Here is a 14114-nt window from a genome sequence, read left to right as displayed (position 1 = left end):
CGAAGTATAAATAATTAATATTTAAAAAATATGGGTGGGTTTATTTTGGTGCCAATCGTAATAGTTGGTTTGTTTATTTTATTTGCGAGCTTTTTTACCGTTAAACAACAAACGGCCGCAATAGTAGAACGATTTGGAAAATTTTTAAGCATTCGGCATTCTGGTTTGCAATTAAAGATTCCCGTAATCGATAAAATTGCTGGGCGTATTAATCTTAAAATTCAGCAGTTAGATGTTATAGTTGAAACAAAAACGAAAGATGATGTTTTTGTTAGACTGAAAATATCAGTTCAATTTCAAGTTTTGGAACAGAAGGTTTACGATGCGTTTTACAAATTGGAAAACCCCCACGATCAAATTACCTCGTACGTTTTTGATGTAGTGCGTGCCGAAGTACCGAAGATGAAATTAGACGATGTTTTTGAAAGAAAAGACGATGTAGCTATTGCTGTAAAGGCAGAGTTGAATGAAGCTATGAGCACGTACGGATACGACATAATTAAAACATTAGTTACCGATATTGATCCAGATATTCAAGTAAAGGCTGCAATGAATAGAATTAACGCTGCCGAGCGCGAAAAAGTTGCCGCAGAATTTGAGGCAGAAGCAGAACGTATTAAAATTGTAGCTAAAGCCCGCGCAGAGGCTGAAAGCAAGCGTTTACAAGGGCAAGGTATTGCAGACCAGCGTCGTGAAATTGCACGCGGTTTAGAGGAAAGTGTAGATGTTTTAAACAATGTTGGTATTAATTCGCAGGAAGCTTCGGCTTTAATTGTTGTTACACAACATTATGACACACTACAATCTATTGGTGAAGAAACAAATACCAATTTAATTTTAATGCCAAATTCACCTCAAGCAGGTAGTGAAATGCTCAATAATATGATTGCCTCTTTTGTAGCGAGTAATCAAATTGGTGAAGAAATGAAGAAGAAAAATCTTGAAAAAGGTATTGTACATAAAAAGAAACCAAAACGGGAAACCCCGCCACGACCAGAAGAAGGTGAAGATTTAAATTACTAAAATGTGTTTATTAAAACGAGTAGAGCCCTTCAAAAAAATTGAGGGGCTCTACTTTTTATTTTAAACATTTTTAATCCTCGTATTCTTTCTTTTTAACCGGTTTTATACCTATCAATTTATCTACAACTTTTAAAACGAAAGCTTTTTTTATTATGGAACCTAAAGTACTTGCAATAAGATTGATGGGTGAAAAGGTTTCGCTCATAGTTTCTTTACTTTGATTTAAACCGAGCTTCACTTCCTCTAAGTCAATTTGCGACTTAAGTCTAAGGTATTTCAAATCTCTATCTATTTCTTCAAAAGTTGTATATCGCTTCATGAATTTGAAATATTTTCTTTCTTAATCTTGTTCTCTTGCAATGTTTCCTGATATTCATTTAATTCATTTTCAGCTGCAATTTTTGGATCTAGGTCCTCTTCATCATATAATAGTCCTGAAAATTTATGTAGTAAATTACGTTCAATAATCTTTCGACCATAGATAAACATAAAAATAAGGATTATTCCGTAAAACGCTCCAATTAAGAGAAACCCAACGTATTGGTGCTCAAAAAAAGTACCTAGCCAAAATGCCGCCCCAATTGAAATAAAAAGCATTACAAAGAGCGATAAACTACCGTAAACAAGCAAGTTTACGAGAGATATTGCCCCTTTCATAGTAGATTTAAACAAGCGGAGTTTATAGTACTCTGCCGTACTAATGCTAAATTCTTCTACTCTGTCAACGACGCGATTTAAGCTTTCTTTAAGGCTGCTAAATGCCATATTACGATGTTACTTTTTTGGCCTTTGCTTTAGTTTGATCTGCAGTAGAATCCATTTGTAACTTTGCGTTTTGTTTTCTTAACGCTTCAAGTTTATCTTCCATAGCTAAAAGAATATCGTCTGCTTTATAGCTTGCGGAAGAAAGTGTCTCATTTAATTTTTGCTCAAAACTAAATCTTGCCTTTTGGGCACGATCACTCAAATTGCTGGTAGTTTCTTGATATTGTTTGTTTAATTGTTTTTGAGCTTTTTTAGCTTCTTTGCTTAATTTATCTCTGGTTTTAGACCCTTTATCTGGTGCGTAAAGAATTCCAATTCCTGCGCCTATTACTGCGCCAGTAATTAATGCTAATAATGTTTGACCTGTATTTGATGCCATTTTTTCTGTGTTTAATTAGTTAATAATTTCAAAGATATACAACGGCTACTCAGCATGTTGTTAACAACCGGTTAATAGTTAATTTTCAACATATAAATTTATCATAAAAACTGAAAATTCTAGCCAATTTCTCCTAAAACAGCAAACATTTTGTAGAATAACTGTTAATTATACGCTCAATTTAGCCCAAGAATCTCGTAAAGGAACCGTTCGATTGAAAACTAATTTTTCAGCTGTTGAATCACGATCCACCACAAAATATCCCAAACGTTGAAATTGAAATTTATCTTCTGTTTTGGAATCCTTTACGCTTGGTTCGGCATACCCTGTTAATACTTGCAACGAATCTGGATTTATAAATTCCATAAAGTCTTTTTCTTTATCTGTATCGGGTGATGGAACTGTAAAAAGACGATCGTAAAGTCGCACCTCTACTGGAAGAGCCTGTGCCTCGGAAACCCAATGTAATGTTCCCTTTACTTTGCGTAAAGATGCTTCGGTACCACTTCCACTCTTGCTATCGGGATCGTAGGTGCAATGTATTGCGGTAATATTTCCTTCGGAATCCTTAACGACACTTTCACCTTTTATAATGTAGGCATTTTTTAATCGCACTTCTTTCCCAATAGTAAGGCGGAAAAACTTACGGTTTGCTTCTTCTTTAAAATCCTCCCGCTCAATTAATAATTCTTTTGAAAATGGAATTTCACGGAAACCAGCACTTTCATCTTCTTGATTATTTTCGGCCTCAAGCATTTCAGTTTTGCCTTCGGGATAATTGTCTATAATCAATTTTACCGGATCTAAGACCACCATAATTCGCGGTGCTTTTTTGTTTAAATCTTCACGAACGTTGAATTCTAAATGCGAAACATCAATCAAGTTTTCACGTTTACCAACCCCAATGCTGTCTGCAAAATTTTTGATAGCTTCTGGCGTATATCCTCTTCGGCGTAGTCCAGAAATAGTGGGCATACGCGGATCGTCCCAACCGGTAACAACACCCCTGCTTACCAATTGTGCAAGTTTTCGTTTACTCACTACAGTATGGCTTAGGTTTCTACGGGCAAATTCGCGCTGTTTGGGGCGTAATTTATTGTCATCGACTACTTGGTCCAAGAACCAATCATAAAGCTCTCTATGCGGCAGAAATTCAAGCGTACAGAAGGAATGAGATACTTGCTCAATGTAATCGCTTTCGCCGTGTGTCCAATCGTACATAGGGAATATTCTCCAATCCGTGCCGGTACGGTGGTGATGTTTAAACAAGGTTCGATACATTACTGGATCGCGCATTAACATATTTGGCGATTCCATGTTTATTTTTGCCCGAAGCACGTGCTCCCCTTCTTTGGTATCACCATTTTTCATCTTTTCAAACAAATCTAAATTTTCTTCAACTGGGCGATTTCTAAACGGACTCGGTTTTCCTGGAGTATTCGGTGTGCCTTTCTGTTCTGCAATGGCTTCCGAAGTTTGAGAATCTACATACGCCTTTCCTTCCTTTATAAGTTGAACGGCCCAATCGTACAACTGTTGAAAATAATCTGAAGCATAGCACTCCGTAGCCCATTCATAACCCAACCAGGTAATGTCGCGTTTTATAGCATCTACAAATTCCTGCTCTTCTTTTGCCGGGTTTGTATCGTCAAAACGAAGGTTTACGGGCGCATTGTATTTTTCTCCTAAACCAAAATTTAGGCAAATGGAGGAGGCATGGCCAATGTGAAGATACCCATTAGGCTCTGGTGGAAAACGGAAGCACAATTCTTCTTTTTTATATCCTTTGGTAAGATCCTCTTCAATTATGTGCTCTATAAAATTAAGCGGCGCGGCTTCGTTTGTCATATATTTTAGTTTAAAGACGTAATTTGTCTTGTATATATTGCGTTCAATTTAAGTGCTACAAAGGTAACCAAATAACATAAAAAAGTATCTTTGCGAAAACTAATTCCATGGGAACAATTCGTTTAAAAAACATAAAGATTTTTGCCTTTCACGGCTGTTTAATCGAAGAAGGAAAAATAGGCTCAGATTATTTGGTAAATGTCTCTGTAAAAGCAGATCTAAAAAATGCCGCCAATACCGATGAACTTGAAGATACCGTAGATTACGTATTGGTTCAAAAAATTGTACGTGAAGAAATGGCGATACGTGCCAAACTTTTAGAACATGTTGCAAAACGGATTATAGATTCCATACTTTTAAAAATAGAAATGGTTACAGATGTGAAAGTTACCGTGGCCAAAAGAAATCCGCCAATTGGTGGCGATGTGGCAGAAGTAAGCGTTACAATGCAAAGGAAAAGGTAATTTGCCTATTAAATAGGGTTATTACGGTAATTTTTTTTACATTTGCAGGCATTCTGAGAAAAATCTCAGTAGATTCCAGCATTTAAAGGAATTTGGCATCGTGGCCGAGTGGCTAGGCTCAGCTCTGCAAAAGCTGCTACAGCGGTTCGAATCCGCTCGATGCCTCCAAAAACCTCAACATTCGTTGGGGTTTTTTTTATTAGTAATATTATAGCGGTTCTTCAACGGGCGGAATTGGTCTTTCCACTGGATGCCGATTTCCGGGAATTTTCTCGAGTCCCGCTTCTACTCCTTTTGGAAAAATTCCCTGTGTAAGTAATAAAATACCAAATGCCAGTATTAAAATACTAATCCATTTTTTAGTTTTAAAAATAACGCGCGGCGTCATTTTATTCTTCAATCGTTTGGCTAATAGCATTTTTAAAATATCGGTTAAAAAGAAGGAAGCTAATACTGTAGCAATAAAAACAAAAACTCCATTATCTGAAGTTGTAAGTGCATTGGCCATTATTAAAGTACCTATCCACCCTGCGAGTACTCCGAAATTCACAAAATTTAAAAGAAAGCCCTTTAAAAATAAGCCCCCTAGATTTTTTTTCACTTTTACTGCATAATGTTCACGTACAATTTTAAATACCGATCTGTTGGTACGTATGTATGAAATTATTCCGTAGGCTATTAAAATGGCACCTCCAAAGATGAGAAGACCGGGGTCATGTTTTACTTTTTCAAGAATTCTATTTGTACTAAAAAAAGCTATTAATATGAAAATAACATCGGCAAAAATAGCTCCTAAATCAAAAAATATTGCGGCTTTTATTCCTTTGGTAATCGCTGTTTCAATCAAAGTGAAAAACACCGGACCAACTGCAAATGCCAAAAGAAAACCGTAAAATGCTGCGTAGAGTAAACCGTCAAACATAGTATGGTAAAAATACAAATTACTTTTACCCAATTACAGTAAAAAATTAATTATTACTTTTTACAATTTCAATACTTCCGCCAGCGCGCCTTTTCTTTTGCACGCTTTTCGGATTGCCATAAACTTTTATTGAACCTCCCGCAGTAACTTTAGCGTCAATTTTTTCAGTAGTAAATATTGTAGCAGAACCACCCGCGGTAACACTTACAACAGTATCTTCAGAAATAAGATCTTTGGCGTCATAAATACCCCCCGAATTTATTGTAATATCTTGTCTTTTTGCAGCGCCTTCGGCTTCAATTATGCCACCGGAAACCGATTTTACAGTTAAATTATCAGCAGCTACTTTCACATCGATTATTGCGCCTTCTTGGGTTCTGAGTTCCAATGACGGAACATTTATTTCGGTTTCTGAAAAAATAACCGAGCCTTCGTTAGCGTCTAAAACAGAAACATTTTTGAAGTAAACAACAACCTTTGTTTCATTGCCGTCAAAGCGTTCTTCAAGCTCCATTCGTACTTTTAAAACGCCGTTATCGTTTATAAATTTTACATAATCGGCATTGGTACCGCTAACAACTACTTCATTTTTAGCAGCTGGAATTAGTTCAACCGTAATAAGATCGTAAACTTTTAATTCGTTAAAATCGCCAACGTCCCGAGTTTGTTGCGAAAATGAAAACAGAGAAGTAAAAAGCGTAATAAAAAGAAGTAGTTTTTTCATTAGTAGTATTTATTTATTAAATTTTTCATGCTTACCAATCATTGTAAAATCTAGATGCTTTTTTACCAAATCTGCATTCTTTACTTTTACATAAACTTCATCGCCAAGTTGGTAAACTTTATTAGTGCGTTGCCCTATAACGGCATATTCGTCTCGGTCAAACTCGTAACGGTCGTCTTGTAAATCTTGTAACCTCACCATTCCTTCGCATTTATTCGAGATAATTTCAATATAAATACCCCATTCGGTAACTCCTGAAATTACGCCTAAAAATTCTTGATCTTTATGGTCTTGCATATACTTTACTTGCATATACTTTATACTATCGCGTTCGGCATTTGTGGCAAGGCTTTCCATGTCGCTGCTGTGACCACATTTTTCTTCGTATTCTTCTTCTTTTGCAGATTTTCCATTTTCTAAATAATGCTGCAAAAGGCGATGAACCATGACATCGGGATAACGACGGATTGGCGAAGTAAAGTGTGTGTAATAATCAAACGCCAAACCGTAGTGACCAATATTATGCGTAGTGTACATTGCCTTGCTCATACTGCGAATGGCAAGCGTATCTATTAAATTTTGCTCTTTTTTACCTTGAACATCTTTTAAAAGTTTGTTCATTGAAGTGGCTGTAGAATGACGGTCTTTGGTGTTTAATTTATAACCAAAACGTTTAATTATATTTTCTAAAGCAGCAATTTTTTCATCGTCCGGTTCGTCATGAACCCGATATACAAAAGTCTTTTTTGGTTGTTGTTTTCCAATGAATTCGGCCACGCTCCTATTTGCTAAAAGCATGAATTCTTCAATCATTTTGTTTGCGTCTTTACTTTCTTTGAAATAAACGCCTTCCGGATTACTTTTTTCGTCGAGAATAAATTTTACTTCCACTTTATCAAACGATATAGCGCCAGCTCGCATACGTTTTGTACGCAAGGTTTTGGCTAAACGATCCATTTCTAAAATGGCTTCGGCTATCTCTGGTTTTACCGTGTATTCTTTATTTGTTATTGAAATATTTGCCGGAATTTTATGAATTTCTTCTTTTGGATTTTCTATAACATGTTGTGCCTCTTCATAAGCAAAACGCGCATCGCTATACGTTACCGTTTTTCCAAACCATTGCTTTACAACTTCCGCTTTTTTATTCATTTCAAAAACTGCAGAAAAAGTATATTTTTCTTCGTTTGGGCGAAGGGAACAAGCGTTGTTTGAAAGAATTTCTGGAAGCATTGGCACTACTCTATCTACCAAATAAACTGATGTTGCGCGCTCGTAAGCTTCGTCATCAAGTTCGTTTCCGGGCGTTACATAATGTGAAACATCTGCAATATGAATTCCTATTTCGTAGTTTCCGTTCTCTAGTTTTTCAAAGGAAAGTGCATCGTCAAAATCTTTTGCATCTTTCGGATCTATTGTAAACGTTAAAGAATCGCGCATATCGCGACGCTTTTTTATTTCGGAATCTTTAATTGAAGTATCAATTTTATTTGCAAAATCTTCAACATCTGGCGGAAAATCATACGGCAAACCGTATTGTGCAAGAATTGCGTGAATCTCGGTGTTGTGTTCACCAGGCATGCCCAGAACCTTTATCACCTTTCCGGTTGGCGAATCTGCCTTTTCGGGCCAATCTTCCATTGCCACCAATACTTTTTCACCATTTTTTGCGCCGTTTATATTATTCTTCGGAATAAAAATATCAGTGTACATTTTATAATCGGTAACTTCTACAAATGCAAAATTCTCCTGTACTTGAATAGTTCCTACAAATTCGGTTCGTTTCCGCTCTATAATTTTGGTAACTTCACCTTCGGTTTTCCCGCCTTTTTTTCGCTTAAAAACATACACTTCTACTATATCGCCTTGAAGCGCTTTGTTTAAATTTTTACTGCTTACATAAATATCATCTTCTAAATCTTCAACAATAATAAAACCCTGGCCACGGCCTGCTATATCTACTTTTCCGGTGTAATAGTTTTGCGAAGGGGTAAGTATATATTTCCCGCGCTCAATTTCCTGAATGGCACCTTTGCCCTGCAGTTGCTTTAACTTTTTTACTATTTGGTTTCGGCTACTTGGGTCGTCCAATTGGAGCTTTGCGGCAATTTGTTTGTAGTTAAATGATTTAGAATGATCTTTCCGAAGAATATTTAAAATGGTTTGGGAAAGATTTTCAATTTTATTTGTTTTCTTTTTTCTTTTATTTTTTGGCATATATAATTTTGTAATTGCGTAAAAGTACTACTTCTCGTAGAATGACGGGTTTACATTAGGAAACTTTTAGTACCTTAGTATAAGTTGTTTGGGTGGTCAAGTTATTCGTTATTTTTGGGTTACTTCAAATTAATTTAAAACCCAGTTACAAAACAACTTCTTAAATTAAATGAAACATTTTAAAACCATAGCTATTTTTCAATATCCCGCAGAATATGCAATACTCCAGCTATTGTTTGATCAAGAGGAATTGCGTTACTTTTTTCAAAATGAAACCATGGTTAGTGTTTTTCCGTTCTACTCCAACGCTATTGGCGGCATTAGACTTCAAGTTCATATTGAAGATATAGCACAAGCCAAAGAAATAATTAAAAACTTGAATCATCCTTCAAATTTGAAAATAGTTTAACGGTAATTTCTATCGTCTTCATCACTTTTTTTAGTTATCAACATATATTAATACAATAGTTGTTTTTTTAAAATTAATTAAATAAAAAATAGTGATGATTATAGGGTGTTAATATGTACAATAAGTTTTTGAATTTTTGTTTTGAAATCAATTTATCTTCTTTTCACTACAGGTTATTAACATAGTTTTAAGATGCAATAGACTTGAAACTAAACTAATAAATTTAGTAATTAACAACTGTGGATAACCCTTTTTCACATCGAAAATCTTATAACTTTTTACCGAAATAATGTTTGAAAACAAAAAAATAATGATGATAAGTACGCTGTAAAAAAGTGTTTTATTTTTTGGTTTATTCAAAAAGTTGAGCCTATTGTAAATAAATATAACATCTGCAATTTTAGTTGTAGCATTTCAGTCAACAAATATCAACAATGTTGTTAACTGTAATATAAATTTATGGTTAAGAAATTATTAATATTTTAAAATCAGCTGGTTGCAACCGTTTCACTGGGTTTGTGGTTTGAAGCTTGAAAAATAAATTTTTTACTCTTAAAATTTTGTGTAAGAAATTTTCTGAATACGAAATCATTATCTTTGAAAAAAATAAAAAATTATGAAAATTTCCATTGGCAATGACCACGCAGGTACAGAATATAAATTTGAAATTGTTACTTTTCTTGAAAAAGAAGGTCACACAGTTATTAACCACGGAACAGATAGCGAATCAAGTGTAGATTATCCAGACTTTGTACATCCCGTGGCAGCAGATGTTGAAAACCAAAATGTAGATTTAGGAATTATAATCTGCGGAAGCGGAAACGGCGCTAATATGACTGCCAACAAACACCAAAAAGTACGTTCTGCATTGTGCTGGACAAAGGAAATAACCGAACTTGCCCGACAACACAACGATGCAAATATCTTGAGTATTCCGGCCCGATTTACCAGCAAGCCACAGGCCGTAGAAATGGTGAAAACATTTTTAAACACTGAATTTGAAGGTGGTCGCCATCTAAATCGCGTAGCAAAGATAGCCTGTTCATAAACAAGTACAATGTCGCATAACCACGCACATTCCCATACCCATTCGCACCCAGATTTAAAAGGTAGAAAACTTTTACTTTCTATTCTTTTAAATATTGGTATTACACTTGCGCAGGCAATTGGGGGTATTATTTCTGGGAGTTTATCTTTACTATCAGATGCGTTACATAATTTTAGCGATGTACTTTCTTTAATTGTAAGTTACATTGCAGATATCTATTCAAAAAAAGATGCTTCAATAGAAAAAACTTTCGGTTACAAACGAGCCGAAATACTGGCGGCCTTTGTAAATTCTGCTACGTTAATTGTAGTTGCAATATATTTAATTTACGAAGCTTCCTTCCGGTTTTTTAATCCACAAACTATTGAAAGTGGATTGGTTATTTGGTTGGCTATTTTGGGAATTTTATTCAACGGGTTTAGTGTTTTATTGCTTTATAAAGATTCTAAAAGTAATATGAACATGCGCTCTGCATATCTACATTTAATTACCGACATGGGTGCATCTGTGGCTGTATTAATTGGCGGTTTGTTAATGAAATATTACCAGTGGTTTTGGGTAGATAGCCTCTTGACCGTTTTAATAGCCTTGTACTTATTGGTTGTAGGTTTTAGTTTATTAAAAAGTTCCTTTAAAGTACTCATGCTTTTTACGCCAGACGATTTAAATTTGGTAGTAATAAGCGATGCGCTTTGTAAAATACCCGAAATAAAAAATGTGCATCACATGCATATTTGGCAACTCAATGAAGAAGAAACACATTTAGAAGCACATATTGATTTTTTTGAAGACGTAACCCTTTCACAATTTGATGTGGTATTAACAAAGGTTGAAGAAATTCTTTATCACGACTTCGGAATAAACCACGTAACAATTCAACCTGAACATCAAAAAGATGATCCAAAAGATATCATTGTTCAAGATTGATTTTATTTTAAAAAACCATGGAATTTGAAGTAAAGAATTTTGAAGAATTAAGCCGAAAAGAATTATACGAAATTTTGCAATTACGAAGCGAAATCTTTGTAGTTGAACAAGATTGCGTCTATCAAGATATTGATGGTAAAGACCAACGCGCACTTCACGTTATGGGTTGGAAAGATGGTATTTTAGTGGCTTACGCGCGATGCTTTAAAGCAGGAGATTATTTTGATGAAGCCGCAATTGGAAGGATTTTAGTTCGCGAAAACTACCGTAAACTTGGTTACGGCCATCAAATTACCAAAGTGTCTATTGAAGCCATTAAAGAAAAATATAAAGCCAATACCATAAAGATATCGGCTCAAATATATTTAGTTATTTTTTATCAGTCTCACGGTTTTAAAACCATTGGAGACCGCTATATGGAAGACGGTATTCCGCACATAGCAATGGTTAGAGCTTAATAAGGTTTTTTTCTAAATTAAGATCTTTCAGCATTTCATCGGTAAATTTATAATGTCCACGGCGCGTTATTATTTTAAAGCGTTGATTGCGCATGCGCGTTAATGTATCTAAAAATTGCCATTTAGATTTAAGCAATCGTGGCTTTGCAGATTTTAAACTAATTTCAAAATAATGCTTAATTCCAGCCCGTTCTGCAACAATGTCTGGCGTAATTACTACATCGCTATCTTTTTTAAGATAGGATTTTGGGGTTTCATAACCTTCTACATCGGCCTTAATGTGTTCAAAACCTCGGTTCTCTAAATAGGCCACAGATTCCTTTAGAATCTCTGAATTTTCTTCTTTATCTAACTTTACCATAACTGCTAAATTACGATAATATTGATTAGCAGTGAGTTAAGTTTATGTTAAGCGACTATAGCGACTGTTAATTTATTTTTTATACTGAATTGTTTTATCAAAAGGAAGCTTCAATTGTTGGAGAAGATCTTCGTCATTGTTATGATCAACAATGTCTAAACCATATTTTATTTTTGAAGTATCGGCATAAACAAAGGTGCCAAACAGACGGTCCCAAATAGAAAGCATATTACCGTAATTGCTATCTGTCCACGGCATTTGGTAGTGATGATGAAACTTGTGCATATTCGGAGTAACAATTACATAGCTTAAAGCTTTGTCTAATTGCTTCGGAAGCGAAATATTGGCGTGCGTAAAGTAGGTAAATAGCACGCTTAAAATTCGGTAAAAAAGGTAGAAAGCAATCGGCATTCCCATAATAACCACTGCAATTAATGCGAAAGTTTCCCTAATAATAAAATCGAAAGGATGATGCCGGGTTCCGGTAGTTACATCTACATTTTTATCGGAATGATGTACCGTATGCAACCGCCACATCCACTTTATTTTATGAAGCAGATAATGGACAAAATACTGAGCAATTAAATCTAAAACTAAAATTGAAAGCAGTAATTCCATCCAAACCGGCGCTTCAATTAATTGAAGTAGCCCGAAATTTGAATCGTGTAACCATAGAAAAATTCCGACGGTTGCAATGCCGAAAACTACATTTATTAACATTACAAAAGCGAGCAAAATTAGATTGGTTTTTGCGTGCCGCCATTTGTTGTATTTTGTAAACACAAGTTTGTAATAACCTTCTAAAATCCAGAAAATGGAAAGTATAAAAAACACCCAACCTGCTTTCATCCAGACCGGCATAGTTTCGAAGAAAGATAGGAAGGAGTGCATAAAAAATTTACTTCAAAATCTTACTATATCGTCCTTCATCATTCAACACCGAAACAGCTTCTAAAATTTCAGGATTATGCTCAATTTGATAATTGTACAATCCTTCGCGGTAGAAATAACGTTTTAAAATTTCGTCGGTTAACAGAGACTCTACTTCAACTTTTTTATCAACGATGGCTTTGTCTTTTGCACTGTCAATTGCCGCCATAAGCTGGTTGTAGCTTGCTGAAATGTCTTTGCTTAAATCGTCATTGTCGGCAATTTTTAAACCTTCGGCAAACTTCTTTTCGGTTTCGGTTTCGTATTCAAAATTGTTGGCTTTTAAAAACTTCAGAAAATCTTGAAAATCGGCTTCCGTGAATTTAAAGTTTTGCCAATCGCTCAATTGATGGCTGTAGTAGTATTTTGTAGCGTAATCAAAAATAGCGTTATCTTTTAAAAGTGCTGTAGTTATTGGGCTGTAAACTGCCGATTTCAATTCAATATCGGGTAAAATTCCCCCACCGTCATAAACCGTTCTTCCGCCTTTAGTTTTAAAAGCGTTGTATTCTTTTGCATCCTTCCTAACAGGATCGCCATTTTCATCGCGATGCCAATAATCTAAAGCTTGAATGCTTCGACCGCTGGGCGTGTAGTAGCGCGAAATAGTTACTTTAAGTTGTGTGCCGTAGGTTAGTTTTTTTGGACGTTGCACCAATCCTTTTCCAAAACTACGCGCGCCAACAATTACCGCGCGGTCTAAATCCTGCAAACCACCGGAAACAATTTCGCTGGCAGAAGCGCTTCTTCCGTTCACTAAAACTACCAATGGAATTTCCTTATCTACTGGGTCGAATTTAGTTTTGTAAACTTGATTGTATTTTTCAATAACCGATTTTGTAGTGGTAATAACTTCTCCTTTATCTACAAATAAATTTACAATATTAATAGCTTCACTTAGTAATCCACCGGGGTTTCCGCGGAGGTCTAAAATAATTTTTTTAGCTCCCTGCGATTTTAAATCTACCAATGCTGCTTTGGTTTCTGTAGTTGTTTTGCGATTAAATTGTGAAAGCACGATATAGCCAATATCGTTATTTATCAATTTGTAAAACGGAACGGCTTTAATTTCTACAGCGTCGCGCGTAATAGTAGTTGTTGCCGTTTTTCCTTGGCGTTTGTAGGTTACTTCTACTTTTGAACCTGGCGTGCCTTTTAGTAATTCGCCTGCGTCGTCTTGCAAATCGGCTATGGTTATGTTGCCAATTTTTACAATTTCGTCACCAGCTTTTAAACCCGCTTTATCTGCTGGATAATCTTTGTAAGGCTCAACGATTATTATTTTATCTTTTCTGCTTTGCGCAATTGCGCCAATACCCGTATACGTGCCGGAATTATTGATTTTAGCGTCCTCTACCTGCTGTTCGTTCCAATAAACGGTATAGGGGTCTAAATCGTCTAGCATGCCTTTTATAGCCTTGTCCATTAGCGTAGCTGGAGTAACCTCATCTACGTAATTCATGTTCAATTCCTTAAAAAGTGTGGTGAAGATTTCAATTTGTTTTGCAATTTCAAAAAAATCACTTTTAAAGCTTACCGTGGTGAAAAATATTCCAACGGCCACTATGGGAATTAAGATTCTTTTTTTCATTTTTTTATGTTTATGAGTTACTGGTTATTGAGTTGTTCGCGGGCTGTT

General features: G+C 35.4%; 16 protein-coding genes and 1 tRNA gene. 7 read left to right on the top strand and 10 right to left on the bottom strand.

Going from position 1 to position 14114, the window contains the following annotated elements:
- The first annotated feature begins 30 nt into the window (after positions 1-30).
- Positions 31-1023, top strand: coding sequence for an SPFH domain-containing protein (locus K8089_RS00605; protein WP_237601321.1), 993 nt, complete (start codon positions 31-33; stop codon positions 1021-1023).
- Positions 1024-1093: 70 nt separating this feature from the next.
- Here the strand turns inward: K8089_RS00605 and K8089_RS00600 are convergent, their stop codons facing one another.
- The 4 genes from K8089_RS00600 to K8089_RS00585 all read right to left on the bottom strand — a co-directional run bounded on the left by K8089_RS00600 (position 1094) and on the right by K8089_RS00585 (position 4015).
- Complete coding sequence (locus K8089_RS00600) at positions 1094-1342, bottom strand: DUF6327 family protein (RefSeq protein WP_237601320.1); 249 nt, start codon at positions 1340-1342, stop codon at positions 1094-1096.
- Positions 1339-1788, bottom strand: a complete 450-nt coding sequence (locus K8089_RS00595; RefSeq protein ID WP_237601319.1) for a hypothetical protein — start codon at positions 1786-1788, stop codon at positions 1339-1341. Before K8089_RS00595 ends, K8089_RS00600 begins: the two co-directional genes overlap by 4 nt.
- Before the next feature lies 1 nt (position 1789).
- Positions 1790-2167: a YtxH domain-containing protein gene (locus K8089_RS00590; protein ID WP_237601318.1), complete on the bottom strand. Its 378-nt coding sequence runs from the start codon at positions 2165-2167 to the stop codon at positions 1790-1792.
- Between the two features lie 168 nt (positions 2168-2335).
- Complete coding sequence (locus K8089_RS00585) at positions 2336-4015, bottom strand: glutamine--tRNA ligase/YqeY domain fusion protein (protein ID WP_237601317.1); 1680 nt, start codon at positions 4013-4015, stop codon at positions 2336-2338.
- Positions 4016-4122: 107 nt separating this feature from the next.
- On the opposite strand from K8089_RS00585, the gene folB reads away from it, so the two are divergent.
- Both folB and K8089_RS00575 read left to right on the top strand, forming a co-directional pair.
- Positions 4123-4479, top strand: a complete 357-nt coding sequence (gene folB / locus K8089_RS00580; RefSeq protein ID WP_237601316.1) for a dihydroneopterin aldolase — start codon at positions 4123-4125, stop codon at positions 4477-4479.
- 94 nt (positions 4480-4573) lie between these two features.
- Positions 4574-4647: transfer RNA gene (locus K8089_RS00575), tRNA-Cys, on the top strand.
- Positions 4648-4687: 40 nt separating this feature from the next.
- Here the strand turns inward: K8089_RS00575 and K8089_RS00570 are convergent.
- From K8089_RS00570 to rnr, 3 genes are read right to left on the bottom strand one after another with little or no spacing between them, the layout of a single operon-like run.
- A complete protein-coding gene (locus K8089_RS00570) occupies positions 4688-5401 on the bottom strand; it encodes a LysE family translocator (protein ID WP_237601315.1) in 714 nt (237 codons plus the stop codon).
- A 46-nt stretch (positions 5402-5447) separates the two neighbouring features.
- Positions 5448-6125 carry a head GIN domain-containing protein gene (locus K8089_RS00565; RefSeq protein ID WP_237601314.1) on the bottom strand — a complete coding sequence of 226 codons (678 nt, stop codon included), beginning with the start codon at positions 6123-6125 and terminating at the stop codon, positions 5448-5450.
- A gap of 9 nt (positions 6126-6134) precedes the next feature.
- On the bottom strand, positions 6135-8342 hold the full coding sequence (gene rnr / locus K8089_RS00560; RefSeq protein ID WP_237601313.1) for a ribonuclease R: 2208 nt from the start codon (positions 8340-8342) through the stop codon (positions 6135-6137).
- Between the two features lie 169 nt (positions 8343-8511).
- Between rnr and K8089_RS00555 the strand changes: the two genes are divergently transcribed.
- The 4 genes from K8089_RS00555 to K8089_RS00540 all read left to right on the top strand — a co-directional run bounded on the left by K8089_RS00555 (position 8512) and on the right by K8089_RS00540 (position 11184).
- Positions 8512-8751 (top strand): DUF2007 domain-containing protein, encoded by a 240-nt coding sequence (locus tag K8089_RS00555; protein WP_237601312.1) that lies wholly within the window; start codon positions 8512-8514, stop codon positions 8749-8751.
- A 616-nt stretch (positions 8752-9367) separates the two neighbouring features.
- Entirely contained in the window at positions 9368-9799 is a 432-nt protein-coding gene (locus tag K8089_RS00550) for an RpiB/LacA/LacB family sugar-phosphate isomerase (protein ID WP_237601311.1), read from the top strand.
- Between the two features lie 9 nt (positions 9800-9808).
- A complete protein-coding gene (locus K8089_RS00545) occupies positions 9809-10726 on the top strand; it encodes a cation diffusion facilitator family transporter (RefSeq protein WP_237601310.1) in 918 nt (305 codons plus the stop codon).
- A 17-nt stretch (positions 10727-10743) separates the two neighbouring features.
- Positions 10744-11184 carry a GNAT family N-acetyltransferase gene (locus K8089_RS00540; protein ID WP_237601309.1) on the top strand — a complete coding sequence of 147 codons (441 nt, stop codon included), beginning with the start codon at positions 10744-10746 and terminating at the stop codon, positions 11182-11184.
- Here the strand turns inward: K8089_RS00540 and K8089_RS00535 are convergent.
- From K8089_RS00535 to K8089_RS00525, 3 genes are all read right to left on the bottom strand, one after another.
- A complete protein-coding gene (locus K8089_RS00535) occupies positions 11174-11545 on the bottom strand; it encodes a hypothetical protein (RefSeq protein WP_237601308.1) in 372 nt (123 codons plus the stop codon). The genes K8089_RS00540 and K8089_RS00535 overlap by 11 nt on opposite strands.
- A 72-nt stretch (positions 11546-11617) precedes the next feature.
- Entirely contained in the window at positions 11618-12436 is an 819-nt protein-coding gene (locus K8089_RS00530) for a sterol desaturase family protein (protein WP_237601307.1), read from the bottom strand.
- A gap of 7 nt (positions 12437-12443) precedes the next feature.
- Complete coding sequence (locus K8089_RS00525; RefSeq protein WP_237601306.1) at positions 12444-14066, bottom strand: S41 family peptidase; 1623 nt, start codon at positions 14064-14066, stop codon at positions 12444-12446.
- Positions 14067-14114 lie beyond the last annotated feature (48 nt).

The organism is Aequorivita vitellina (assembly GCF_022008365.1).
GTDB lineage: Bacteria > Bacteroidota > Bacteroidia > Flavobacteriales > Flavobacteriaceae > Aequorivita > Aequorivita vitellina.
This window is presented reverse-complemented; position numbering and strand designations above follow the sequence as displayed.

Bases quoted from the DNA above. Each gene is read 5' to 3' on its own strand.
- K8089_RS00540 (WP_237601309.1), top strand. From the start codon at position 10,744: ATGGAATTTGAAGTAAAGAATTTTGAAGAATTAAGCCGAAAAGAATTA.
- K8089_RS00565 (WP_237601314.1), bottom strand. From the start codon at position 6,125: ATGAAAAAACTACTTCTTTTTATTACGCTTTTTACTTCTCTGTTTTCA.
- K8089_RS00585 (WP_237601317.1), bottom strand. From the start codon at position 4,015: ATGACAAACGAAGCCGCGCCGCTTAATTTTATAGAGCACATAATTGAA.
- folB (WP_237601316.1), top strand. From the start codon at position 4,123: ATGGGAACAATTCGTTTAAAAAACATAAAGATTTTTGCCTTTCACGGC.
- K8089_RS00595 (WP_237601319.1), bottom strand. From the start codon at position 1,788: ATGGCATTTAGCAGCCTTAAAGAAAGCTTAAATCGCGTCGTTGACAGA.
- K8089_RS00555 (WP_237601312.1), top strand. From the start codon at position 8,512: ATGAAACATTTTAAAACCATAGCTATTTTTCAATATCCCGCAGAATAT.
- K8089_RS00535 (WP_237601308.1), bottom strand. From the start codon at position 11,545: ATGGTAAAGTTAGATAAAGAAGAAAATTCAGAGATTCTAAAGGAATCT.
- K8089_RS00545 (WP_237601310.1), top strand. From the start codon at position 9,809: ATGTCGCATAACCACGCACATTCCCATACCCATTCGCACCCAGATTTA.
- K8089_RS00605 (WP_237601321.1), top strand. From the start codon at position 31: ATGGGTGGGTTTATTTTGGTGCCAATCGTAATAGTTGGTTTGTTTATT.
- K8089_RS00570 (WP_237601315.1), bottom strand. From the start codon at position 5,401: ATGTTTGACGGTTTACTCTACGCAGCATTTTACGGTTTTCTTTTGGCA.
- K8089_RS00525 (WP_237601306.1), bottom strand. From the start codon at position 14,066: ATGAAAAAAAGAATCTTAATTCCCATAGTGGCCGTTGGAATATTTTTC.
- K8089_RS00530 (WP_237601307.1), bottom strand. From the start codon at position 12,436: ATGCACTCCTTCCTATCTTTCTTCGAAACTATGCCGGTCTGGATGAAA.
- K8089_RS00550 (WP_237601311.1), top strand. From the start codon at position 9,368: ATGAAAATTTCCATTGGCAATGACCACGCAGGTACAGAATATAAATTT.
- K8089_RS00590 (WP_237601318.1), bottom strand. From the start codon at position 2,167: ATGGCATCAAATACAGGTCAAACATTATTAGCATTAATTACTGGCGCA.
- rnr (WP_237601313.1), bottom strand. From the start codon at position 8,342: ATGCCAAAAAATAAAAGAAAAAAGAAAACAAATAAAATTGAAAATCTT.
- K8089_RS00600 (WP_237601320.1), bottom strand. From the start codon at position 1,342: ATGAAGCGATATACAACTTTTGAAGAAATAGATAGAGATTTGAAATAC.